Source organism: Pantoea phosphatilytica (assembly GCF_051025615.1).
GTDB lineage: Bacteria > Pseudomonadota > Gammaproteobacteria > Enterobacterales > Enterobacteriaceae > Pantoea.
Genome location: NZ_JBPFDF010000001.1, coordinates 99658 through 122544, shown reverse-complemented (window position 1 = coordinate 122544; position 22887 = coordinate 99658). Strand labels below are relative to the sequence as shown.

Here is a 22887-nt window from a genome sequence, read left to right as displayed (position 1 = left end):
AAGGCGCAACCGCATCCGAGGCGCGGGAGTATATCACCTTTGTCAGGTGACTGCTTCTTCATCAGCCGCCGCATTGATTATTTTGCTAATCATAGGGTCTCAGCTACCATGACCGATTGCGAGATAATGTCCCAACCGTGAGTCGACACGAAATATGCCGAAAAAAGCCGAACAGCCAGCCAGCTTTGAAACGTCATTGCAGCAGCTGGAGCAGATTGTCAGCCGTCTGGAAAGTGGTGAACTGCCGCTGGAAGAAGCCCTGAATGAGTTTGAGCGCGGCGTTCAGCTGGCGCGCACCGGCCAGCAGACGCTGCAGCAGGCTGAACAGCGCGTCCGTATTCTGCTGAACGACGACAAAGACGCCGATCTCACTGCTTTCACGCCGGAAAACAACTAATGGATTTTGCCCGCTTACTCGACGATCGTCAGCAGCAGGTTAACGCCGCGCTGACGCGTTTTATAGAGCCACTTCCTTTTCAGAGTTCTCCTCTGGTGAATGCCATGCATTATGGGGCATTATTAGGCGGTAAACGCCTGCGTCCTTTTCTGGTCTACGCTACCGGCGAAATGCTCCACGCCGACCCGGCGAGTCTGGATGCGCCCGCCGCCGCGGTTGAATGCATTCATGCGTACTCCCTGATTCATGACGATCTCCCTGCGATGGATGATGATGCACTGCGTCGCGGGCAGCCAACCTGTCACATTAAATATGGCGAAGACACCGCGATTCTGGCGGGCGACGCCCTGCAGACGCTGGCCTTTTCTATTCTGGCCGATGCAGCGATGCCCGGTGTCAGCGCGGAATATCGTCTTAAGATGCTCTCCGAACTGGCGCAAGCCAGCGGCGTTGCCGGGATGTGTGGCGGCCAGGCACTGGATTTAGCCGCAGAAGGCAAACAGGTCGGTCTCGACCAGCTTGAACAGATTCATCGCCACAAAACCGGTGCCCTGATCCGTTCCGCCGTGCGTCTGGGTGCGCTGGCGGCAGGTGACGCGGGCCGTGATGCGCTGCCGCTGCTGGACCGCTATGCCGCGGCGATCGGTCTCGCTTTTCAGGTGCAGGACGATATTCTGGATGTGGTGGGTGACACAGCGATCATCGGAAAACGCCAGGGTGCCGATGAGCATCTGGGAAAAAGCACCTATCCTTCATTGTTAGGTCTTGAAAATGCCCGTGCCAAAGCGCGGGATTTGTATCAGGAAGCTCTTGATGCTTTAGAAATGCTCGCTGCGCACTCTTATAACACTACAGCACTGCAGGCGCTGGCGAGCTTCATAATTGAACGCGACAAATAACTTCCATAATGAGTCTCTGATGAGTTTTGATATTGCTAAATACCCGACACTGGCGCTGGCAAACACGGTTCAGGAGCTGCGCGCCCTGCCCAAAGAGAAGTTGCCTGCGCTGTGTGATGAACTGCGTCAGTATCTGTTAGACAGTGTGAGCCGCTCCAGCGGCCATTTTGCGTCGGGTCTGGGCGTAGTCGAACTGACGGTCGCGCTGCATTATGTCTACAACACCCCCTTTGACCATCTGGTCTGGGATGTGGGTCATCAGGCTTATCCCCATAAAATCCTGACGGGTCGCCGCGATCGCATCGGCACCATCCGTCAGAAAAATGGCGTACACCCGTTTCCGTGGCGCGGCGAAAGTGAATATGACGTGCTGAGCGTCGGTCACTCCTCCACCTCTATCAGTGCCGGTCTGGGCATGGCGGCTGCGGCCGAACGTGAAGGTCAGGGCCGCCGCACCGCCTGCATCATTGGCGATGGCGCCATCACCGCCGGTATGGCGTTTGAGGCGATGAACCACGCCGGTGATATCAAGCCGGATATGCTGGTGATCCTCAACGACAACGAAATGTCGATCTCCGAGAACGTCGGCGCGCTGAACAACCGCCTGGCGCAGATTCTGTCCGGCAAAACCTATTCCCGCCTGCGCGAAGGCAGCAAGCGGGTGCTGACCAGCCTGCCCCCGATCAAAGAGCTGGTCAGACGCACCGAAGAGCATCTCAAGGGCATGGTCGTGCCGGGGACGCTGTTTGAAGAGCTGGGCTTCAACTACATCGGCCCGGTTGACGGTCACGATGTTCTGACGCTGGTCAATACGCTGAGCAACATGCGCAACCTGAAAGGGCCGCAGTTCCTGCATATCATGACCAAAAAAGGCAAAGGCTACGCGCCAGCCGAGGAAGATCCGATTGCCTGGCACGCGGTACCTAAATTCGACCCGGCGATTGGCGAACTGCCGAAAAGCGCAGAGGGCCTGCCGAGCTATTCGAAAATCTTCGGTAACTGGCTGTGCGAGATGGCCGCAGACGATCCGAAGCTGATGGCGATCACCCCGGCAATGCGTGAAGGCTCCGGCATGGTGGCCTTCTCACGCGAATTCCCGAACCAGTATTTTGATGTGGCGATTGCCGAACAACATGCGGTCACCTTCGCAGCCGGTATGGCGATTGGCGGCTATAAGCCGGTCGTGGCCATCTACTCCACCTTCCTGCAGCGCGCCTACGATCAGCTGATCCATGACGTCGCTATTCAGAAACTGCCGGTCCTGTTTGCTATCGATCGCGGTGGTATTGTTGGCGCGGATGGCCAGACCCACCAGGGCGCCTTTGATCTCGCCTATCTGCGCTGCGTGCCGGATATGGTGATCATGACCCCGAGCGATGAAAACGAATGCCGTCAGATGCTCTACACCGGCTATCACTATCAGGATGGCCCCAGCGCCGTGCGCTATCCGCGTGGCACCGGTGTCGGCACGCCACTGGCGCCGCTGCAGAGCCTGCCGCTGGGCAAAGCCGTGGTGAAGCGTCAGGGTGAAAAGCTGGCGATCCTGAACTTCGGCACGCTGCTGCCGGAAGCCGCTGCCACTGCAGAGGCGCTGAACGCGACCCTGGTCGATATGCGCTTTGTGAAGCCGCTGGATGAAGCATTGATCGCCGGGCTGGCCGCTACGCACGACTCGCTGATCACGCTGGAAGAAGGCGCCATCAAAGGCGGCGCCGGCAGTGGCGTCAATGAATTTATCATGGCGAAACGCCTGGCTGTACCGGTGCTCAACATCGGTCTGCCTGATGAGTTCATCCCGCAGGGGACGCAGGATGAAATACGCCACGACTATCAGCTGGACGCGGAGGGCATTCAGCAGCAGATCGCCCGCTGGCTGGCGCAGTAGTCACTCCTCTCTGCGCTCCCCCTCGGGGAGCGCAACATCCTGCTATGCTAAAACCTTTGCACTTTCGCAGGAGCCTCCACCATGAAAATGATTCAACTGGGTACCACCGATCTCCAGGTTTCGCGCCTCTGCCTGGGCTGTATGACCTACGGTGAGCCCACGCGCGGCAATCACGCCTGGACGCTGCCGGAGTCAGGCAGCCGTCCGCTGATCCAGCAGGCGCTGGACGCGGGCATCAACTTCTTCGACACCGCCAACAGCTACTCTGATGGCAGCAGCGAAGAGATTCTGGGCCGCGCGCTCAGGGATTTTGCCCGCCGTGAAGAGATCGTGGTTGCCACAAAAGTCTATTTTCCGCTGAGCAATCTCTCTCAGGGTCTGTCACGCAAAAATATCCTGCAATCCATCGATGACAGCCTGCAGCGCCTCGGCATGGAGCACGTAGACCTGCTGCAGATCCACCGCTGGGATTACGACACGCCGCTGGAGGAGACGCTGGAAGCCCTGCATGACGTTGTACAGTCGGGCAAAGCCCGCTATATCGGCGCGTCGTCAATGCACGCCAGCCAGTTTGCCCGCGCCCTGCAGATGCAGTCGGAACAGGGCTGGCACCGCTTTGTCACCATGCAGGATCAGTACAATCTAATTCAGCGTGAAGAGGAGCGCGAAATGCATCCGCTCTGCCTGAAAGAGCAGGTTGCCGTGCTGCCGTGGAGCCCGCTGGCACGCGGTAAGCTGACCCGCCCGTGGGGTGAAAACACCGCACGTTCCGTCTCCGATCAGGTAATGGCGAAGCTCTATGAGAGCACTGAAGAGAACGATGCCGCGATCGCCGGGCGACTGGCACAGGTGGCGGAGAGTAAAGGCGTCACCCGTGCGCAGGTGGCGCTCGCCTGGCTGCTGAGCAAGCCTGCCGTCACGGCACCGATTATCGGCGCGTCGCGTGCAGAGCAGTTTGCGGATCTGGTGAAGGCGGTCGATGTCACGCTGAGTGACGAGGAGATTACCCTGCTGGAAGAGGTTTACCATCCGCATCAGGCGGTGGGGTTCGAGTAGTGCCAGACGTGACGCCCTGGCCGGGCGTCACACCCTTTGGGAAGCGATTCGGCTTAGCGGTCAGCCCGCCAGCCAGACCCCAAAGCCGTAGAGCATCACCGCCGCGATCACGCCGGCAATGATGTCATCCACCATGATGCCCATGCCACCGTGAACGTTGCGGTCAAACCAGCGAATCGGCCACGGCTTCCACATATCAAGAATACGGAACAGCACAAAGCCCCCCGCCACCCACTGCCAGCTGTTGACCGGAATCGCCATCAGGGTAATCCACATGCCGATAAACTCATCCCAGACAATACTGCCGTGATCGTGTACGCCCATGTCTTTAGCAGTGCGATGGCACAGATAGACACCAACGCAGATGCCCACCAGCACCACCAGCGAATAGAGATCCTGCGGCAGAAACGTCATCAGCCACCAGAAGGGAATCGCCGCCAGCGACCCCATGGTACCGGGCACCACCGGGCTTAACCCGCTGCCAAAACCGGTTGCCAGCAGATGCCAGGGATTACGCATCCGCAGGCGGCTTTTCGCCACGTCGTTATTTAGTCTCAAAGTGATCGAACCCTTTATGGCGGAATGTCGCGGGCTTGCCGTTGTCCAGCAGCGTCAGGCCATCCGACTCCGGCGCTATCTGCCCGATACAGGTGTAAGGCACGCCCAGGTGACCCAGCGCCACATCGAGCGCGCCATGATTGACTTCCGGCACGGTGAAGCAGAGTTCGTAATCTTCGCCGCCACTCAGCGCCCAGCGCAGCACCTGCTCCGGCTCGAAGTGATCGCGCAGCGCCGCCGAGAGCGGCAGCGCCTCCAGATTCAGGCGGGCGCCACAGCCGCTGGCTTTCAGCACATGGCCGAGATCGGAGATCAGACCGTCGGAGATATCCACCGCTGAAGAGGCGAGTGAACGCAGAGCCTGTCCCTGCAGAATGCGTGGCATCGGGCGCAGATGGCGTTTAATCAGCGCTTCATGCACTACCGGATCGCTGATGCGACAGTGGTGCTGCAGCAGCGCCAGCCCGGCCGCACTGTCGCCCAGCGTGCCGGTCACATAGATCCAGTCGCCGGGTTTTGCACCGGAACGCTTCAGGGCACGACCCTGCGGCACCATGCCGTGGATCGCCAGCGTCAGACTCAGCGGCCCGCGCGTGGTGTCGCCGCCGACCAGCTGCATATCGTAATATTCCAGCAGTTCGAACAGGCTTTCGCTGAAGGCGGACAGCCAGCTCTCATCGACCTGCGGCAGCGTCAGGGCCAGCGTCAGCCACGCGGGATCGGCACCCATCGCCGCGAGATCGCTGAGGTTGACCGCCAGGGCTTTGTAACCGAGATCGGCAGGATGGATATCCCGTAAGAAGTGGACACCCGCGACCAGCGTATCCGTGCTGATCGCCAGCGTCTGTTTTTCCGGCACGCTAAGTAACGCACAATCGTCACCGATGCCGAGCTCGACATCACGGCGGCTGCGCGTTCTGCGGTTGAAGTAGCGTGCGATGAGTTCAAATTCACCACAAGACATAATTACGTTCCGCTTAACCCTTCATGAAAAAAGGCCGGCAAGCCGGCCTTTTTGATTATTTGCGATGGGGTCGAATTTGTGGACCGGCTTTATCCAGCACGCCGTTGACAAATTTATGACTGTCTTCGGCACCGAAGACTTTCGCCAGCTCAATGCCTTCATTGATGGCCACTTTATAGGGCACATCATCACGTTTGCTGAGCTCATAGAGCGAGATGCGCAGAATCGCTTTCTCTACCTGACCCAGCTCTTCGAGCTGACGCGACAGCCAGGGCTTCATCAGTCCATCCAGATACGCACTGTTGGTCGCCACACCGGACAGCAGTTCGCGGAAGTAGGTAATGTCGACATCTTTGACGTCCTGTTCCGCCAGAAACTGGTATTCCACATCGGCAATGTCGTTGTTCGACAACTGCCAGGAGTAAAGCGCCTGAACAGCGCACTCACGGGCGCGACGACGAGCAGCAGGTTTCACAAAATTCCCCTTACAAAAATCAGGCTTTAATGGCTTTCAATACGTTGATCATTTCGAGCGCGGTCAGCGCCGCTTCGGCACCTTTGTTACCCGCTTTGGTACCGGCACGTTCGATGGCCTGCTCGATGCTTTCAGTGGTCAGCACGCCAAACGCGACAGGAATATCGCTGTTCATGGCGACGCTGGCGATACCGGAGCTGGCTTCACCCGCCACATATTCGAAGTGAGCGGTGCCGCCACGAATCACGGTACCGAGTGCGATAATCGCATCGTGTTTGCCAGCGTTAGCCAGCGTGCGGGCGGCCAGAGGCAGTTCATAGGCACCTGGCACCCAGACGACGGTGATATTGTCATCTTTGACCTGGCCAATGCGTTTCAGGGCATCAACTGCGCCATCCAGCAGGCTGTCATTAATGAAGTTGTTAAAACGCGCAATAACGATGGCAACACGGGCCTCAGGCGTTGCAACAGCAGCTTCGATAACTTTCATACTTATCCTTTAAGGGGTTTGGTTAGCCCCGCGCAGGGGGGCGGATTCTATCATACTCTTGGGCGGCGTGCTCTCGCTTTTCCGACCATGCTATTGCGGTGTCAGCGTCAGGCGTAAATCGTCACCAACCTGGCGGACATCGCTGAAACGGAACGCCGGGGCGTCAGCCAGCTGGCTGAGCCCTGGCAGCTGGCACAGGCCGCGCCCTTCGTGACCTAACAGTTTAGGCGCGACATAAAGGATCAGCTCATCGACAACGCCCGCCTGCAACAGGGCACCGGCCAGCGCGGCGCCAGCTTCAACCCAGACGCTGTTAATCTGACGCTGTCCCAGCAGCATCATCGTCGCCACCAGGTCCAGCTGCTGCTCGCGCAGCGGCACCGCGATTTGCGTCACCCCGTCCGGCCAGTGCTGCTGATCCGGCTGATGGCGCATCAGCCAGGTTTCACCCGGCTGCGAAATAATCCGATGCTGCGGCGTCACGCGATTCTGGCTGTCGATGATGACCCGCACCGGCTGGCGCACTGCCTGTTCATCCAGCAGGGCCTGGCTCTCCTCATTGAGTTCAGACCAGCGCACCGTCAGGGCAGGATCGTCTGCCAGTACCGTGGCGCTGCTGCTGAGGATCGCGGCGCTCTGCGCGCGCAGCTGCTGCACATCGCGACGGGCCGCCGCCGAGGTTATCCACTGGCTTTCGCCGCTGGCCATCGCCGTCCGGCCATCCAGTGACGCGCCCAGCTTGAGCTGCACCCACGGAAAGCCGGTGCGCATCCGCTTGAGGAAGCCGCGATTCAGTGCCTCTGCTTCGGCCATCATCAGCCCGTGGCTGACGTCGATGCCCGCCTGATGCAGGCGGTGGAGTCCACGGCCGGCAACCTGGGGATTGGGATCCTGCATCGCGGCCACAACACGCTGCACACCGGCGGCGATCAGTGCGTCACAGCAGGGCGGCGTGCGGCCATGATGACTGCAGGGTTCGAGCGTGACATAGGCGGTTGCGCCCCGCGCTTTTTCGCCAGCCATACGCAGCGCATGGACTTCCGCATGGGGTTCACCCGCACGCTGATGCCAGCCCTCTCCCACTACTTCGCCATCGCGCACGATAACGCAGCCGACGTTGGGGTTCGGCATGGTGGTAAAGCGGCCGCGTCGCGCCAGTTCCAGCGCGCGCGCCATGTAGCGTTCGTCCATGGTTTAATCCTGTAGCCGGGCGATCTCTTCGCCAAAATCACGAATGTCTTCAAAGCTGCGGTAAACCGAAGCGAAGCGAATATAGGCGACTTTATCGAGCTTTTTCAGCTCATCCATCACCAGATTGCCAATCAGTTTGCTCGGGATCTCACGTTCGCCGGTGGCGCGCAGCTGGGTTTTAATATGGTTCACGGCGCTCTCGACCGCGTCGGCGCTGACCGGACGCTTCTCCAGCGCCTTCATCATCCCGCTGGCCATTTTGTCTTCATTGAAGGGTTCGCGCACGTCATTGCTTTTCACCACGCGGGGCATCACCAGTTCCGCCACTTCAAAGGTCGTGAAGCGTTCATGACACATCAGACACTGGCGACGGCGTCGCACCGACGATCCTTCACTAACCAGACGAGAATCAATCACTTTGGTGTCCACAGCGGAGCAGAATGGGCAATGCATGACGTTTCCTGACGCGAGAGTGATAGGCCAGACAGTGTAACGCGAACTGCGGATCAACAAAATCTCTTCCGTGCCTTTCCTGGGATTCTCATCGCAGGATAAATGACGCTGAATTTTGTCTGCCGCAAAACGGACTACGCTTTACAGACGACAGTAAAAATTTTCCACTCACACACCGGAGGTAATATGGGGCTGTTTAACTTTGTAAAAGAAGCTGGCGAAAAATTATGGGATGCCGTGCATGGCGGCGATGACCAGAATAAAAAGCTGCAGGATCACATCAACAAGCTGGGCTTACCCGACAGCGACAAAGTGGATGTGAAGGTCAACGGCGACACCGTTACCGTCACCGGCGATGGCCTTTCGCAGGAGCTGAAAGAGAAGATCCTGATCGCAGCGGGCAACGTCGCAGGCATTACCAAAGTGGAAGACAAGGTCACCGTTACCGACAGCGCGGCCGAGTCAGCGCTCTACACCGTGAAAAAAGGCGATACGCTTAGCGCAATCTCTAAAGAGGTTTATGGCAACGCCAATGAATACAACAGGATTTTTGAGGCGAATAAGCCGATGCTCTCTCATCCTGATAAAATCTATCCTGGTCAGGTTTTACGTATTCCCAAATAACGGACAAGGATAACTTATGAACAGGTTGGTTTGGGCGCCGGTGGCACTTTCGCTGATTACGCTGAGCGGCTGTAGCACAACGGCCGGTAATCCGCAGGTCAGAGAGCTGCATCAGGAAGTCACTCAGCTGAATCAGCAGATGCAGCATCTGACTACGCAGGCCAGTGCGCTGGAGATCCAGGGGCAGCTTAACGCCCACTCTGAACAGGGTGCGTGGCTGGTGCCGCAGGCGAACACGCCGGTGGCGCTGAAGACCCGGCTCGGCACGCTGCGGCTGACGCTGTCGCCGGTCACCGCCGAAGCCAGCGGCTCGCGGGCGACTCTGACCGTTCGCTCAATGGACGATCGGCCTCTGCCCGCCCTGCATGCAACCGTCATCTGGGGTGAACTCGACCCGGCAACCGGTAAACCGCTGAACAGTGACAGCCTGAGCCAGACCGTTGCGCTGCCAGCCTCGCTGCTGCCACAGCATACGGCGTCCATTCCGTTGCGGCTCAGCGGTCTGACACCCGAACAGTTAGGTTATGTCCGGGTGCACAACGTGACCGGTGATGCCCCCGCCCCGACCCGTCCTGCGGCATCCGCTACCCCTTAGGGGCGCGATGCAAAAAAAACGGACAGCCACAGGGCTGCCCGTTTTCATTGCGCGACGGTCTTTACGGCAGGATTGAAGGCTGATCGGCGCCCTCTTTCTCCACCTTCTGAACCAGCATATGTTCACGCTTCATGCCCAGCTTCAGCGCCAGCGCCGAAGAGACATAAATGGATGAAATCGTACCAATCGCCACACCAATCAGCATGGTCAGCGAGAAGCCTTTCAGCAACGCACCGCCAAAGATGAAGAGGATGAGGATCATCGCCAGCGTCGTCAGCGAGGTGATCAGCGTACGGCTTAAGGTCTGGGTCAGCGACACGTTCGTAATGTCGTAAGAGCTGCCGCGACGGATCCTGCGGAAGTTTTCACGAATACGGTCTGACACCACGATTTTATCGTTAAGCGAGTAGCCGATCACTGACATCAGCGAGGCAACGATAGTCAGGTCGATTTCAATGCGGAACAGCGCCAGCAGGCCGCAGGTGATGATCACGTCATGCGCCAGCGCCAGTACCGTACCCAGCGCCAGACGCCACTCAAAGCGAAAACCGATATAGATCAGAATCGCAATCAGTGCAGACAGCAGCGCCATCGCCCCCGCCTGCGCCAGGTCGCTGCCCACGCTCGGGCCAACGAACTCAATGCGCTTCACGGTCGCGTTCTGCTGGGTGGTCTGGTTGATCACCGACACCACTTTATTGCCTAACTCGGTACCGGCTCCACCGGTCACCGGCGCCATACGCACCATCACATCGCGGCTGCTGCCAAAGTTCTGCACCAGCGGCTCGTCAAAGCCCGCCTTCACCAGCTCACTGCGCAGCGTGTCGAGGTCGGCGGGTTTCTCCAGCGCGATCTCAATCACCGTACCGCCGGTGAAATCGAGACCCCAGTTGAAGCCACGCACGCTTACGATCGCAATCGCCGCGAGGATCAGCAGTCCCGAAATGATGAAGGCCAGCTTATCCCAGCGCATAAAGTCGACGACTTTACGCCCGTGATTTAACTGCTCAATGTTATATTCCTGTGCCACAACGCACTCCTCAGATAGACAGCTTGTTGATGCGTTTGCCACCGTAAACCAGGTTAACAATGGCACGGGTACCGATAATCGCGGTGAACATTGAGGTCGCGATACCAATTGCGGTGGTAATCGCAAAACCTTTGATCGAACCGGTGCCGACCGCGTAAAGAATGATAACTTTGATCAGGGTTGTGACGTTCGCATCGACAATACTGGAGAAGGCGCCTTTGTAGCCCTCATGAATTGCCTGCTGAACCGAGCGCCCGTTACGCAGCTCTTCTTTAATACGTTCGTTAATCAGTACGTTAGCATCCACCGCTACCGCCAGCGTTAACACGATACCGGCAATACCTGGCATGGTCAGGGTCGCGCCTGGCAGCAGAGACATAATGCCGACAATCAGCACCAGGTTGACCAGCAGTGCGCTGGTCGCAATCAGACCAAACTTCTTATAGAACACCACCATAAACAGGATCGATGCGAGCAGACCCCACAGGCAGGCTTCCAGACCCTGGGTAATGTTCTGCTGACCCATGGTCGGTCCGATAGTGCGCTCTTCCACAATCTGGATAGGCGCAATCAGCGCACCGGCGCGCAGCAGCAGCGAGAGCTGGCGTGCTTCGTTCGGATTGCTGATACCGGTGATGCGGAAGCTGTTACCCAGGCGAGACTGGATATTGGCGACGTTAATCACCTCCTCCTGTTTCACCAGCACGGAACGGCCGTTGGCATCTTTTTTACCGCTGTCTTTATACTCCACAAACAGGGTCGCCATCGGCTTGCCGATGTTGTCCTTGGTGAAGTTCGACATGATGTTACCGCCCGCGCCATCCAGTGAGATGTTCACCTGTGGCTGGTTGTACTCATCCATGCTGGAGGTTGAATCGGTGATGTGATCACCGGTCAGGATCACCCGCTTGTAGAGCACGACCGGCTGACCATCACGCATCTGCTTCACTTCCGAGTCACCCGGTACACGGCCACTGGCCGCCGCACCCGGATCCACGCTGGTGTTAACCAGACGGAATTCCAGCGTTGCGGTTGCGCCCAGAATCTCTTTGGCGCGCGCCGTATCCTGAATCCCCGGCAGCTCAACGACGATGCGGTCAGAGCCCTGACGCTGCACCAGCGGTTCCGCCACACCCAGCTGGTTCACACGGTTACGCAGAATGGTAATGTTCTGCTGAACCGCATATTCACGCGCTTCGCTCAGGCGGGCATCGCTCATGGTGGCACGCAGGGCATCGCTGCCGCTGCTGTTGATCACCAGATCCTGGTGACGTGAGCTCAGCCAGGCGATCGCCGCATCGCGGCTCGCAGCGTCACGGAAACGAATTTCCACGCCGTAGTTCGCGATTTTATTGACGTTGGTGTAAGGGATGTTTTTGGCGCGCAGGTCGCTACGCAGCGTGTCAGCATTCTGCTCCTGCAGCTTACTGAGCGCCGTATCCATGTCCACTTCCATCAGGAAGTGCACACCGCCCCGCAGATCGAGACCGAGTTTCATCGGTTCTGCTGACAGCAGAGTCAGCCAGCGCGGCGTCGCGGGTGCGAGGTTCAGCGCGACAACGTAGTTTTCACCCAGCGCTTTCATGATCGCTTCACGGGCGCGCAACTGCACATCCGTATTGGCGAAGCGTGCGGTGATCGCCCCGTTTTCCAGCGCAACGGATTTGCTCTGGATATTATCTTGTTTTAATGCGGACTGAATTTGATCCAACGTCTGCTCACTGGCGGCGCTTCCGCGCGCACCAGTGATTTGAACGGCCGGATCCTCACCATACAGGTTGGGAAGCGCATAGAGCAGGCCGACGAGAATCACGACGACCAGCATCACGTACTTCCACAAAGGATAACGATTTAACACGGCAGTTCCCTTAGGGAAGAAAGAATTACAGCGCCTTGATAGTGCCTTTAGGCAGCACGGCGGCGACGAAATCACGTTTAATGACTACTTCGTTGGTGTCATTCAGCGCAATCGCTACGTAGCCCGTGTCAGAGACTTTTGTTACGCGACCTACCAGGCCACCGCTGGTCAGCACTTCATCACCCTTGGAAATAGAGTCCATCAGCTTCTTGTGCTCTTTCGCACGTTTCTGCTGTGGACGCAGGATCATGAAATAGAAAATCAGACCAAATACCACCAGCATGATCACCAGAGAATACGGACTTCCCTGAGACGGTGCGCCTGCTGCGGCCACGGCGTCAGAAATGAATAAGCTCATTAAATTTCCCTCATTGATGAATTGTCAGACGTTAATGGCGGAACTTCTTTGCCCGTCCGTTGGTAAAACTCAGTTACAAAGCGCTCTAATTTACCCTCTTCAATGGCCTGGCGTAAACCTGCCATCAGACGCTGGTAGTAGCGCAAATTGTGGATAGTATTCAGGCGCGCGCCCAGTATTTCGTTACAACGGTCGAGATGATACAAGTAGGCACGACTGTAATTGCGACAGGTGTAACAATCACACTCGGCATCCAGCGGCGCAGTGTCATCTTTGTAGCGGGCGTTGCGGATTTTCACCACGCCTTCCGTCACAAACAGATGGCCGTTTCGGGCATTGCGGGTGGGCATCACGCAGTCAAACATATCGACACCGCGACGGACGCCTTCAACCAGATCCTCCGGCTTACCGACACCCATCAGATAACGCGGTTTATCCTGCGGCAGCTGCGGACAGACGTGCTCAAGAATACGGTGCATGTCCTGCTTAGGCTCACCCACCGCCAGGCCGCCCACAGCGTACCCATCAAAGCCAATCTCTACCAGACCTTTCACCGAGACATCTCGTAAATCTTCGTAAACCGAGCCCTGGATAATGCCAAACAGGGCATTTTTGTTGCCCAGGCTGTCGAAACGGTCGCGGCTGCGTTTCGCCCAGCGCAGCGACATCTCCATCGAGCGTTTGGCGTAGTCCCAGTCCGCCGGATAAGGCGTACATTCGTCGAAGATCATCACGATGTCGGAACCGAGGTCATACTGGATCTCCATCGATTTTTCCGGATCGAGGAAGATCGGATCGCCGTTGATCGGATTACGGAAGTGAACGCCCGCTTCGGTGATCTTACGGATATCGCCCAGGCTGAAGACCTGGAAACCGCCGGAATCGGTCAGGATCGGCCCTTTCCACTGCATAAAGTCATGCAGGTCGCCGTGCAGTTTCATGATCTCCTGGCCCGGACGCAGCCAGAGGTGGAAGGTGTTGCCCAGAATGATCTGTGCGCCCGTCTCCTGCACCTCTTCCGGCGTCATGCCTTTCACGGTGCCGTAGGTGCCCACGGGCATAAACGCCGGGGTTTCCACCACGCCACGATCGAAAATCAGACGGCCACGGCGCGCGCGCCCGTCAGTGGTATCAAGTTCAAATTTCACAAAGCCTCCATCGGAGAAACAGTCCGATGCAGATAGCCTTCGTCGCGTAACGGGCGAGTCCGGCCATCGGTTAATAAATCAGTCGCCCACTTTTTCCAGCGGCGCCTGCGGATTTTTGCTGATAAACATCGCGTCTCCATAACTGAAGAAGCGATACTGCTCAGCCACGGCTGCGCGGTACGCGGCCATGGTGTGCTGATAACCGGCAAAGGCCGACACCAGCATAATCAGGGTCGATTCGGGCAGGTGGAAATTGGTGATGAGTGCATCGATCACCTGATACTCATAGCCCGGATAGATAAAAATCTGGGTATCGTCGAAGAACGGCGCGATCAGGGCATCCTGACTCGCTCTGGCGGCGCTCTCCAGGGAACGCACGGAGGTGGTGCCGACAGCCACCACCCGGTTGCCCCGCGCTTTGCAGGCCAGCACCGCATCAACCACGTCCTGCGGCACTTCGGCATATTCGGCATGCATGTGATGCTCTTCGATAGTCTCGACGCGCACCGGCTGGAAGGTGCCCGCGCCAACGTGCAGCGTCACAAAGGCCATTTCGACGCCCTTCTCTTTCAGCGCCTGCAGCAGCGGTTCGTCAAAGTGCAGCCCGGCAGTGGGCGCCGCCACAGCCCCCGGACGGGCGCTGTAGACGGTCTGATAAAGCTCGCGGTCAGCTTCTTCATCCGGACGATCGATATAGGGCGGCAGCGGCATATGGCCGACGCTGTTGAGGATGTCGAGCACGGCGCGCTCGTCATCAAACGCGATCTCAAACAGCGCATCGTGGCGTGCCACCATGGTCGCTTTCACGCTCTCATCTTCGCCCAGCAGCAGCTCAGCACCCGGCTTTGGCGCTTTCGAGGCGCGCACATGGGCCAGCACGCGCTTGTCGTCCAGCATGCGCTCAACCAGCATCTCGATTTTGCCGCCGCTGGCTTTACGGCCAAAGACGCGTGCCGGGATCACCCGGGTATTGTTGAACACCAGCAGGTCGCCTGGATTGAGCTTATCCAGCACATCGGTGAACACACCATGCGACAGGTTACCGCTGGGACCCTCAAGCGTCAGCAGTCGACAGCCGCTGCGCTGCGCCTGGGGATAGTGAGCAATCAGGGATTCGGGCAATTCAAAAGCAAAATCGGCGACACGCATTGAAATGTTCTTTCTCAGGCAAAAACAGGCGGCACAGTTTAGCGGAAAATCGACCAATTCTGAACAACTGGCTGCGCAAAGGCAGTTCAGCCTATAATGCGTCATGAACTTTCTCGCTCATCTCCATCTGGCTCAGCTGGCCAACAGCTCCCTGCTCGGTAACTTAATGGCCGATTTTGTGCGGGGTAATCCGCACCAGCACTGGTCTTCGCCTGTCGCAGACGGCATTCTCATGCACCGTCGTCTCGACGTCATGACCGATGCGCTGCCAGAGGTGCGCACCGCCCGCCAGCTTTTCCGGGCGGAAACGTATCGCGTGGCCCCCATCACTTTGGATGTCATCTGGGACCATTTTCTGGCCCGCCACTGGCAGCAGTTCACGCCTGACCAGACGCTGGCGCAATTTTCTGCCGCCGCCGAGCGGGAGATCGTGCCGCAGCTGCGCGACACCCCCCCTGAATTTCAGCACCTTAACGCGGTAATGTGGCGCGAGCACTGGTTTGAACACTATGCCCAGCCCGCACGGCTGGAGCGGGTGCTGCACGGTATGGCCAGCCGTCGTCCCCGCCTGGCGGCGCTGCGCGACTCATACCACGATTTCACCCGGCATTACGATCAGCTGGAAGCGCTGTTTTTTGATTTTTATCCGCGTTTAATGACGCTGGCGACCAACAGAACCCTGTAAAACCCGATCCTCTGCTACCGGGCTGGCGGCAATCCATTTCTGCCCGCTGAAAAACCGTCGCCCGGTTTCGCCCCATCTTGCCATTACACGCCATCTGCGGCTTAATGAAGCCTTTCTTAACAGTAGTTAAGTTAACATCACAGCCAGACCGCCTGTTCAGGCGCGCCTTCCGTTCGATAGGGCAAAAAAGCATAAGAGGAAAAGATGTCATCCGCTTCGCATTCTGAAATTGACGCGCGTTACCGTTACGCCTGCGACATCGCCCGTGCGGCGGCCAGCCGGGCCTTATCCTGGTATCAGCAGCGTCAGACACTGGTGGTGGAACACAAAAGGGATTTGCAGGACGTGGTCAGCGAGGCCGATCGCAATGTGGAGGCCTTGATCAAGACCTTAATCGCCGAACGGTTTCCGGAGGATGCCGTCTATGGTGAGGAGAGCGGCGGCGAGGTTCAGGGTGCCCCTTTTATCTGGGTTGTCGATCCGATTGATGGCACCGCCTGCTTCGTCAACGGACTGCCAAACTGGTGCGTCTCGCTGGCGGTGGTGTGTGAGGGTGAACCCGTTATCGGCGTGATCTGCGATCCTAATCATCAGGAGCTGTTTCACGCCCGCGCCGGTCAGGGTGCCTGGCTCAATGAACGTCCGATACAGGCTCATGGCGCAACAGCGCTTAATGAGGGTCTGCTCGGCATCAGCAACTCCAGCCGGACGCCGGGCGAAAGCGTTTCGCATCTGATTAACGGGCTGATCGCCCAGGGCGGCATGTTTATCCGTGTTGGTTCCGGCGCGCTGACCAGTGCCTGGGCGGCAGCGGGACGCCTGATTGGTTATTACGAAGCGCATATGCATCCCTGGGACAGTCTGCCGGGCATTGTTCTGATGCGCGAAGCGGGCGGTGTCACCAACGATTATCTGCGCAACGAGGGGCTGAAAAACGGCAATCCGGTGCTGCTGGCTAATGCAACGCTCTATCCACAGATCAAAGCGCTGACCGGTAACCGCGCGCTGGATGAATAGATGAGGCTGCCCATCCTGTGCCGCTGCGCGCTGATCCTCACGTCTCTCTGGCTGGCAAGCCCGGCGACACAGGCCGCGGAGTATCAGCTGGAGAAAGTGGTTGAACTGAGCCGTCATGGTGTCCGCCCGCCAACGCCGGGCAACCGTAAAGAGATCGAGGCCGCCAGTCAGCAGCCCTGGACACAGTGGAGCACGGCCGATGGCGAGCTGACCGGTCATGGCTACAGCGCGGTGGTCAATAAAGGGCGCTGGGAGGGCGATCACTATCGCCAGCTCGGTTTGCTGAAGGCTGGCTGCCCTGATGCGACCCAGGTCTACGTGCGCGCCAGCCCGCTGCAGCGCACCCGCGCCACCGGCGCGGCGCTGACTGACGGGGCCTTTCCCGGCTGCGGCGTGCCGGTGCATTCCGTGGCGGGTGACGCTGACCCGCTGTTTCAGAGCGAAAAACTGGCGATCACCCGGGGCGACCCGGCTCAGGAGCTGGCCGCTAAACAGCAGAAAGCGGGCGATCTGGCGCAGCTGCAACAGCAGCTGCAACCGGCGATTCAGCAGCTGAAAGCCGCCGTCTGTCCGCCCGCCGTTGCCTGCACCTTCTTCGACCAGCCCTGGTCGATCCGGCAGACCCGCAGCGGCGGCAGTTACGTCTACGGGCTGAGCGCGATGGCGAGCATGGTGGAGACGCTGCGGCTGGGTTACAGCGAAAATCTGCCGTTCGATCAGCTCGCCTGGGGGCATATCACTTCCGCCGCGCAGATCACCACGCTGCTGCCCCTGCTGACCGCCAACTACGATCTCAGTAACGATCTTCTCTACCTGGCTCAGCGGCGCGGCTCAATCCTGCTCAACGCCCTGCTGGAGACGATCGACGATGCGCGTTCGCCTGCCCGCTGGTTTATTCTGGTCGCGCACGACACCAATATTGCGATGGTGCGCACCCTGATGGGTTTCAGCTGGCAGCTACCCGGTTATGCACGCGGCAACATCCCGCCCGGCAGCAGTCTGGTGCTGGAGCGCTGGCGCGACATCCACAGCGGCGAACGGTTTTTGCGCCTCTATTTTCAGGCACAGAGTCTGGATGGGATACGCCAGCTGCAGCCGGTTGATGAAAAACATCCGCTGTTACGTCAGGAGTGGCATCAGCCCGACTGCAGAGTCACAAAGGTGGGTCTGCTCTGCCCTTATCAATCCACACTGAATCGGCTGCGTAAAAACCTGGATAACAGCGCTACGCTGCCGGTTTCGGTTATAGTGCCCTGAGTCTGTGGCTAATGAAATTCAGACCGCCGCTTTCCGGCGGCCTGAATAATGTTAACCGCTGTTAATTAGCGCCATTCCGACCTTTTCTTATTTAAAACTGGCTGGCTATCAGCCCCCTCTTTTTTGTTTTACGATAGTTACGTCAATCATCCCTTTATAATTATTTTTTCCTGTAATTCTTTGATTCTTTCGGCGACTGGTTTCGCCGTTTTTTATTTTCTTCATCCCCACGCCTGCTGTTCAACTCCCGCCCGCCGCGCCCTGCCGCGCGATGACGCCTGTCCGGCTATCCGGCTTAAGCATCTGTGATGCTAATCAGGTCATTAATTAAACCGTTCCACACGTCGTCGGAAAAATAAACTGCTTAACACCACGCCATACTATTTCTGCGCAATGTCGCAGCGGCTGAAAAACGGAAGGCTGTGCAGCGGATCACACAAATAACGGAGGATAAAACAGAAGCGGGAAATAACCGGATCTGCTCCCCCGGCATCGGGAGAGCAGAACAGAAGATCAACGAGGCTTACGCACCAGTTTGTAGCCTGCCAGCAGCAGCACGATCCACACCATACCGACATAGAGCGAAACGCGGGTATCGGGGAAGTAGCCAATCAGCGCGATAATAAAGCAGAGGAAAGCGACGCCAGCGCCAGCCGTCCAGCTGCCGCCAGGCAGGGCAAAGTGCAGTTTGCTGGCCGCCTCTTTGCCGATTTTGCGACGAAACGCTATCTGCGACAGCAGAATCATGATCCAGACCCACACCGTGGCAAAGGTCGCCAGGGAGGCGATCACCAGGAACACTTTCTCCGGCATCAGGTAGTTAAGGTAGACCGCGATCAGCATGGCGAACATCATTACCACCACCGTCACCCACGGAATGCCGCGCGAAGAGACTTTCATAAAGATCTTCGGCGCATGGCCCTGCTGTGCCATCCCGTGCAGCATACGGCCCACGCCAAACACATCGCTGTTAATGGCCGAGAGCGAGGCCGTCAGCACCACGAAGTTGAGGATGGAAGCCGCCGCCGCGATCCCCAGATGCTGGAAGGTCAGGACAAACGGGCTGCCCGCAGTGCCAACCTGATTCCACGGATAGATCGACATAATCACAAACAGCGTGCCGACGTAGAACACCAGGATGCGCCAGGGTACGGAGTTGATCGCACGCGGAATGGACTTCTCCGGATCCTTCGCTTCACCGGCGGTGATGCCGATAATCTCAATGCCGCCATAGGCAAACATCACCATCTGCAGCGACAGCAGCATCCCCACCACGCCGTGCGCGAAGAAGCCGCCGTTACTCCAGAGATTGTGGATGCCGGTCGGCTGACCGCCATTGCCGATCCCCCAGATAATCATGCCAAAACCGGCCAGAATCATCACGATAATGGTGGCGACCTTGAAGAAGGAGAACCAGAACTCCACCTCGCCGAACACCCTGACGCTCATCAGGTTGACCGCGCCGATGATCAGCACCACGCTCAGCACCCAAATCCAGTGCGGCACCTCAGGGAACCAGACGCCCATATAGATGCCGAAAGCGGTGACATCCGCGATCGCCACAATCAGGATTTCGAAACAGTATGTCCAGCCGGTGATGTAGCCCGCCATCGGCCCCAGATAGTCCTGTGCGTAGCGGGAGAAAGAGCTGGCCTGAGGATTGTTCACCGACATCTCACCCAGTGCGCGCATGATGATGTAAGCCACGGCTCCGCCGATGATATAGGCGAGCAGCACGCTCGGTCCGGCCATTTTTATCGCATCAGCGGAACCGTAAAACAGCCCGGTGCCAATCGCCGATCCCAGTGCCATAAAGCGGATATGGCGCGTGCTCAGTCCGCGTTTGAGCTTGTTGGTTTCTTGCATAACAACCTGTACCTGTGAAATGAAAAAACCACGGGCAAGCCCGTGGTTAAAGAAGAATCAGCGCTCTCTGTTACGAGTGAACAGCAACCTGTTCAGGTCCCTTCACCCGGTCGACAACAGCGGCAATCAGCAGCATCACCAGCGACGGCGGCAGCCAGGCGAGACCCTGGTCGGCCAGCGGCAGATGCTGACTGAAAGCGGGCAGCATATCTTTAAACCCGGTGGTTTTAATCGCATCAACAATGCCGAACAGCAGGCTGACCAGCATCGCCGGTGCGATAATCCGGCTGCTTTTGTTCCACCAGTTCAGGGTGAAACTCAGCACGACCAGCACGATACAGGGCGGATAGATCGCCGTCAGTACCGGGATGGAGATCTGAATCAGGTGGCTCAGGCCGAGGTTCGACACCACCATTGAGAACAGACCCAGAATAAATACCAGCGTTTTATACGACAATGGCAGGTATTGCGCAAAAAATTCCGCACAGGCACAGGTCAGGCCCACGGCGGTCACCATACAGGCGACGAAGATCAGCGCGGCCAGGAAGAAGCTGCCCATATCGCCAAAGGTGTGCTGAACATAGGCATGCAGGATCGCGGCGCCGTTGGCGTTTTGATCCACCAGCGCGCCACTGCCTGCGCCCAGTTTGAACAGGCAGAGGTAGACCAGCGTCAGGCCCAGACCGGCGATCAGGCCCGCCAGCACGGTATAGCGGGTCAGCAGCGCCGCATTTTCCACGCCACGGGAGCGGGCCGCGTTCACAATCACGATGCCGAAGACCAGGGCGCCCAGGGTATCCATGGTCAGATAACCATTAACGAAACCGCTGGAGAAGGCCGCACGCTGATAGTCGGCGGTCGCCGTAATGGTTCCGCCTGCCGGCCAGAGCAGCGCGGCCACACCGAGCACGGTCAGGGCGATAATTTTCAGTGGCGCCAGGAAGTGGCCCACGGTATCCAGCAGTTTGCCGGGATAGAGCGACACGCCAATGACCAGCACGAAGTAGATCAGGCTGTAGATAAACAGCGGCAGCCAGCCTTCACCGGTCAGCGGGGCGATCCCCATCTCAAACGAGACCGTTGCGGTGCGCGGGGTGGCAAACAGCGGGCCAACAGCCAGATAGCAGACGGTCGCCAGCACGATGCCCGCCACTTTGCCAATCGGGGTGCTGAGCGCATCCACGCCGCCGCCCACACGAGCCAGCGCGATCACGGTCATGACGGGCAGGCCGACAGCCGTGATCAGAAAGCCTATTGCGGCAGTCCAGACGTGTTCACCAGACTGAATACCAACCATGGGCGGGAAAATGATGTTACCCGCGCCAACGAACAGGGCAAATGTCATAAAGCCCAGCGCGAGAATGTCCTTCGAAGTTAAACGATGTGTCATACGGCCTGTCACTGATGTTGCGGTGGAAGTTGAGTTCGTGTTGTCCCCCTCGCTGCGTCTGAACCGCGACGACGTACACTGTCAGAGCACGGTGTCCGCTTCGGGCTGGCGCGCAGGTGGTTTAATCTGCTGTTATTCTGTTTACAGAGGGGTGGATCGACAACGGCGCTAAGTAAAACGTTTATAGCGGCGAAAGGCAATACGGGATCGGAAAACCAGAAGGTTATCCCGCCTTTTTTCCAAAAGGCAGAGGATAGCGTTGATTTTTTCAGCAGGCACACAAGATGATGTGCCTGAAAAGTCGTCAGGCCGTGAGAAATCCCCGCATAAACGACCGTTCAGATACACAAAAGGCGCGTTTTACGCGCCTGTCTGCACAACGTTACAGCACTACCAGACCTCTCTGGCGATATCGACCACTAAACGGATCTTCTGCCACTGCTCGGCTTCGCTCAGGCTGTTACCCTCTTCCGTCGAGGCAAAACCACACTGCGGGCTGAGGCAGATCTGATCCAGACTGACATACTGCGCCGCCTCCTCCAGCCGGATTTTCACCTGCGCCGGATCTTCCAGATCACCCAGTTTGGTGGTGATCAGCCCCAGCACCACCTGCTGATGGCCGGGCTTAACAAACCGCAGTGGCTCGAAGCCACCAGAGCGGGCGTTGTCATACTCCAGGAAAAACGCATCCACATTTACGCTGCCGAACAGGATTTCCGCTACCGGCCCGTAACCGCCCTCTGAAATCCAGGTGGAGCGGAAATTGCCGCGACAGACATGCAGGCCCACGGTCAGATCGGCAGGTTTATCGTCCAGTGCGCTATTCAGTACCTGAGCATAAATCTGCGCCAGCTGCTCCGGATCGTCGCCGCGCGCCCGGATGTCGCGCTTCTGATCCTCAGAACAGAGATAGGCCCAGACGGTGTCATCCAGTTGCAGATAGCGGCAGCCCGCGTCATAAAACGCCCGGATAGCCGCCTTGTAGGTCTGCGCCAGATCGCTGAAGTAATCGGCCAGATCCGGGTAAACCTCCGCGTCAATGACTTTGCGGCCGCCACGGAAGTGCAGCACGCTGGGGCTGGGAATGGTCATCTTCGGCACCGCATCGCCGGCAATGCTCTGCAGGAAGCGGAAATGGTCGAGCATCGGGTGATCGGCCGGGAAGCCCAGTTTGCCGACCACTTTCACGCCCTGCGCTTTGGTCTGCACGCCATTAAACTGAATGCCCTGCTCCGCCTCATAACGCTCAACGCCCTGCAGGCCATAGAAAAAATCGAAGTGCCACCAGCCGCGACGAAACTCCCCATCCGTGACCACCTTCAGGCCATTTTCACGCTGTTTCGCGACCACATCACGAATCGCCTCATCTTCGACCTTACGCAACGCAGCGGCATCGATCTCACCGGCGGCAAACTGTTCGCGCGCCTGTTTGATGGCGGCAGGTCGCAGGAAACTGCCGACGGTGTCGGCACGGAACGGGGCGGTTTCTCTTTGCATGATCACTCCTTTCTCGCCTGCCGGTAATGACGGCAGGAAATAGTT

The 22887-nt window shown here is 58.1% G+C and carries 23 protein-coding genes; 9 read left to right on the top strand and 14 right to left on the bottom strand.

Going from position 1 to position 22887, the window contains the following annotated elements:
• The first annotated feature begins 154 nt into the window (after window positions 1–154).
• From xseB to ACR6AS_RS00620, 4 genes are all read left to right on the top strand, one after another.
• Complete coding sequence (xseB, locus tag ACR6AS_RS00635) at window positions 155–397, top strand: exodeoxyribonuclease VII small subunit (protein ID WP_111139998.1); 243 nt, start codon at window positions 155–157, stop codon at window positions 395–397.
• Complete coding sequence (gene ispA / locus ACR6AS_RS00630) at window positions 397–1296, top strand: (2E,6E)-farnesyl diphosphate synthase (protein WP_367396134.1); 900 nt, start codon at window positions 397–399, stop codon at window positions 1294–1296. Before xseB ends, ispA begins: the two co-directional genes overlap by 1 nt.
• 19 nt (window positions 1297–1315) lie before the next feature.
• The gene (gene dxs / locus ACR6AS_RS00625; RefSeq protein ID WP_111140000.1) at window positions 1316–3181 is read left to right on the top strand and encodes a 1-deoxy-D-xylulose-5-phosphate synthase; all 1866 of its coding nucleotides are present in this window, start codon (window positions 1316–1318) and stop codon (window positions 3179–3181) included.
• Window positions 3182–3262: 81 nt separating this feature from the next.
• A complete protein-coding gene (locus ACR6AS_RS00620; RefSeq protein WP_434160780.1) occupies window positions 3263–4237 on the top strand; it encodes an aldo/keto reductase in 975 nt (324 codons plus the stop codon).
• A 60-nt stretch (window positions 4238–4297) separates the two neighbouring features.
• Here the strand turns inward: ACR6AS_RS00620 and pgpA are convergent, their stop codons facing one another.
• From pgpA to nrdR, 6 genes are all read right to left on the bottom strand, one after another.
• The gene (pgpA, locus tag ACR6AS_RS00615) at window positions 4298–4795 is read right to left on the bottom strand and encodes a phosphatidylglycerophosphatase A (protein ID WP_255562716.1); all 498 of its coding nucleotides are present in this window, start codon (window positions 4793–4795) and stop codon (window positions 4298–4300) included.
• A complete protein-coding gene (thiL, locus tag ACR6AS_RS00610; protein ID WP_111140003.1) occupies window positions 4782–5759 on the bottom strand; it encodes a thiamine-phosphate kinase in 978 nt (325 codons plus the stop codon). Before thiL ends, pgpA begins: the two co-directional genes overlap by 14 nt.
• 55 nt (window positions 5760–5814) lie before the next feature.
• Complete coding sequence (gene nusB, locus ACR6AS_RS00605; protein WP_111140004.1) at window positions 5815–6234, bottom strand: transcription antitermination factor NusB; 420 nt, start codon at window positions 6232–6234, stop codon at window positions 5815–5817.
• A gap of 19 nt (window positions 6235–6253) precedes the next feature.
• Complete coding sequence (gene ribH, locus ACR6AS_RS00600) at window positions 6254–6724, bottom strand: 6,7-dimethyl-8-ribityllumazine synthase (RefSeq protein ID WP_111140005.1); 471 nt, start codon at window positions 6722–6724, stop codon at window positions 6254–6256.
• A 90-nt stretch (window positions 6725–6814) separates the two neighbouring features.
• Window positions 6815–7915 (bottom strand): bifunctional diaminohydroxyphosphoribosylaminopyrimidine deaminase/5-amino-6-(5-phosphoribosylamino)uracil reductase RibD, encoded by a 1101-nt coding sequence (ribD, locus tag ACR6AS_RS00595; protein WP_111140006.1) that lies wholly within the window; start codon window positions 7913–7915, stop codon window positions 6815–6817.
• A gap of 3 nt (window positions 7916–7918) precedes the next feature.
• Complete coding sequence (gene nrdR, locus ACR6AS_RS00590) at window positions 7919–8368, bottom strand: transcriptional regulator NrdR (RefSeq protein ID WP_009091750.1); 450 nt, start codon at window positions 8366–8368, stop codon at window positions 7919–7921.
• Between the two features lie 186 nt (window positions 8369–8554).
• Between nrdR and lysM the strand changes: the two genes are divergently transcribed.
• Together lysM and ACR6AS_RS00580 are read left to right on the top strand one after the other, a co-directional pair.
• Window positions 8555–8992: a peptidoglycan-binding protein LysM gene (gene lysM / locus ACR6AS_RS00585; RefSeq protein ID WP_111140027.1), complete on the top strand. Its 438-nt coding sequence runs from the start codon at window positions 8555–8557 to the stop codon at window positions 8990–8992.
• Between the two features lie 16 nt (window positions 8993–9008).
• Window positions 9009–9587: a SadB/YajI family lipoprotein gene (locus ACR6AS_RS00580; protein WP_293770874.1), complete on the top strand. Its 579-nt coding sequence runs from the start codon at window positions 9009–9011 to the stop codon at window positions 9585–9587.
• A 61-nt stretch (window positions 9588–9648) separates the two neighbouring features.
• Here ACR6AS_RS00580 and secF read toward each other — a convergent pair whose 3' ends face one another.
• The 5 genes from secF to queA form a co-directional block, all read right to left on the bottom strand.
• A complete protein-coding gene (secF, locus tag ACR6AS_RS00575) occupies window positions 9649–10617 on the bottom strand; it encodes a protein translocase subunit SecF (RefSeq protein ID WP_111140008.1) in 969 nt (322 codons plus the stop codon).
• Window positions 10618–10627: 10 nt separating this feature from the next.
• A complete protein-coding gene (secD, locus tag ACR6AS_RS00570; protein ID WP_111140009.1) occupies window positions 10628–12475 on the bottom strand; it encodes a protein translocase subunit SecD in 1848 nt (615 codons plus the stop codon).
• Between the two features lie 25 nt (window positions 12476–12500).
• Complete coding sequence (yajC, locus tag ACR6AS_RS00565; RefSeq protein ID WP_009091760.1) at window positions 12501–12833, bottom strand: preprotein translocase subunit YajC; 333 nt, start codon at window positions 12831–12833, stop codon at window positions 12501–12503.
• Window positions 12833–13981 carry a tRNA guanosine(34) transglycosylase Tgt gene (tgt, locus tag ACR6AS_RS00560; RefSeq protein WP_111140010.1) on the bottom strand — a complete coding sequence of 383 codons (1149 nt, stop codon included), beginning with the start codon at window positions 13979–13981 and terminating at the stop codon, window positions 12833–12835. The genes yajC and tgt overlap by 1 nt, the downstream gene beginning before the upstream one ends.
• A 78-nt stretch (window positions 13982–14059) precedes the next feature.
• Entirely contained in the window at window positions 14060–15130 is a 1071-nt protein-coding gene (gene queA, locus ACR6AS_RS00555; RefSeq protein ID WP_111140011.1) for a tRNA preQ1(34) S-adenosylmethionine ribosyltransferase-isomerase QueA, read from the bottom strand.
• A gap of 103 nt (window positions 15131–15233) precedes the next feature.
• Here queA and ACR6AS_RS00550 point away from each other — a divergent pair, with 103 nt between their 5' ends.
• The 3 genes from ACR6AS_RS00550 to ACR6AS_RS00540 all read left to right on the top strand — a co-directional run bounded on the left by ACR6AS_RS00550 (window position 15234) and on the right by ACR6AS_RS00540 (window position 18089).
• A complete protein-coding gene (locus tag ACR6AS_RS00550) occupies window positions 15234–15815 on the top strand; it encodes an ACP phosphodiesterase (protein ID WP_418802047.1) in 582 nt (193 codons plus the stop codon).
• A 204-nt stretch (window positions 15816–16019) separates the two neighbouring features.
• The gene (locus ACR6AS_RS00545; RefSeq protein ID WP_434160776.1) at window positions 16020–16832 is read left to right on the top strand and encodes an inositol monophosphatase family protein; all 813 of its coding nucleotides are present in this window, start codon (window positions 16020–16022) and stop codon (window positions 16830–16832) included.
• Window positions 16833–18089: a histidine-type phosphatase gene (locus tag ACR6AS_RS00540; RefSeq protein WP_111140014.1), complete on the top strand. Its 1257-nt coding sequence runs from the start codon at window positions 16833–16835 to the stop codon at window positions 18087–18089.
• A gap of 513 nt (window positions 18090–18602) precedes the next feature.
• Here the strand turns inward: ACR6AS_RS00540 and proY are convergent.
• The 3 genes from proY to ACR6AS_RS00525 all read right to left on the bottom strand — a co-directional run bounded on the left by proY (window position 18603) and on the right by ACR6AS_RS00525 (window position 22842).
• Window positions 18603–19955, bottom strand: a complete 1353-nt coding sequence (proY, locus tag ACR6AS_RS00535) for a proline-specific permease ProY (RefSeq protein WP_111140015.1) — start codon at window positions 19953–19955, stop codon at window positions 18603–18605.
• Window positions 19956–20025: 70 nt separating this feature from the next.
• Window positions 20026–21345 (bottom strand): branched-chain amino acid transporter carrier protein BrnQ, encoded by a 1320-nt coding sequence (brnQ, locus tag ACR6AS_RS00530; RefSeq protein ID WP_111140016.1) that lies wholly within the window; start codon window positions 21343–21345, stop codon window positions 20026–20028.
• Between the two features lie 390 nt (window positions 21346–21735).
• A complete protein-coding gene (locus tag ACR6AS_RS00525) occupies window positions 21736–22842 on the bottom strand; it encodes a cobalamin-independent methionine synthase II family protein (protein WP_434160773.1) in 1107 nt (368 codons plus the stop codon).
• Window positions 22843–22887: the final 45 nt, after the last annotated feature.

Excerpts from the sequence above, each read along its gene's own strand:
- ACR6AS_RS00550 (WP_418802047.1), top strand. The coding sequence starts at position 15,234 with ATGAACTTTCTCGCTCATCTCCATCTGGCTCAGCTGGCCAACAGCTCC.
- proY (WP_111140015.1), bottom strand. The coding sequence starts at position 19,955 with ATGCAAGAAACCAACAAGCTCAAACGCGGACTGAGCACGCGCCATATC.
- ribD (WP_111140006.1), bottom strand. The coding sequence starts at position 7,915 with ATGGACGAACGCTACATGGCGCGCGCGCTGGAACTGGCGCGACGCGGC.
- queA (WP_111140011.1), bottom strand. The coding sequence starts at position 15,130 with ATGCGTGTCGCCGATTTTGCTTTTGAATTGCCCGAATCCCTGATTGCT.
- thiL (WP_111140003.1), bottom strand. The coding sequence starts at position 5,759 with ATGTCTTGTGGTGAATTTGAACTCATCGCACGCTACTTCAACCGCAGA.
- dxs (WP_111140000.1), top strand. The coding sequence starts at position 1,316 with ATGAGTTTTGATATTGCTAAATACCCGACACTGGCGCTGGCAAACACG.
- ispA (WP_367396134.1), top strand. The coding sequence starts at position 397 with ATGGATTTTGCCCGCTTACTCGACGATCGTCAGCAGCAGGTTAACGCC.
- ACR6AS_RS00540 (WP_111140014.1), top strand. The coding sequence starts at position 16,833 with ATGAGGCTGCCCATCCTGTGCCGCTGCGCGCTGATCCTCACGTCTCTC.
- ACR6AS_RS00580 (WP_293770874.1), top strand. The coding sequence starts at position 9,009 with ATGAACAGGTTGGTTTGGGCGCCGGTGGCACTTTCGCTGATTACGCTG.
- lysM (WP_111140027.1), top strand. The coding sequence starts at position 8,555 with ATGGGGCTGTTTAACTTTGTAAAAGAAGCTGGCGAAAAATTATGGGAT.
- ACR6AS_RS00620 (WP_434160780.1), top strand. The coding sequence starts at position 3,263 with ATGAAAATGATTCAACTGGGTACCACCGATCTCCAGGTTTCGCGCCTC.
- brnQ (WP_111140016.1), bottom strand. The coding sequence starts at position 21,345 with ATGACACATCGTTTAACTTCGAAGGACATTCTCGCGCTGGGCTTTATG.
- ACR6AS_RS00545 (WP_434160776.1), top strand. The coding sequence starts at position 16,020 with ATGTCATCCGCTTCGCATTCTGAAATTGACGCGCGTTACCGTTACGCC.
- ribH (WP_111140005.1), bottom strand. The coding sequence starts at position 6,724 with ATGAAAGTTATCGAAGCTGCTGTTGCAACGCCTGAGGCCCGTGTTGCC.
- ACR6AS_RS00525 (WP_434160773.1), bottom strand. The coding sequence starts at position 22,842 with ATGCAAAGAGAAACCGCCCCGTTCCGTGCCGACACCGTCGGCAGTTTC.
- yajC (WP_009091760.1), bottom strand. The coding sequence starts at position 12,833 with ATGAGCTTATTCATTTCTGACGCCGTGGCCGCAGCAGGCGCACCGTCT.
- xseB (WP_111139998.1), top strand. The coding sequence starts at position 155 with ATGCCGAAAAAAGCCGAACAGCCAGCCAGCTTTGAAACGTCATTGCAG.
- nrdR (WP_009091750.1), bottom strand. The coding sequence starts at position 8,368 with ATGCATTGCCCATTCTGCTCCGCTGTGGACACCAAAGTGATTGATTCT.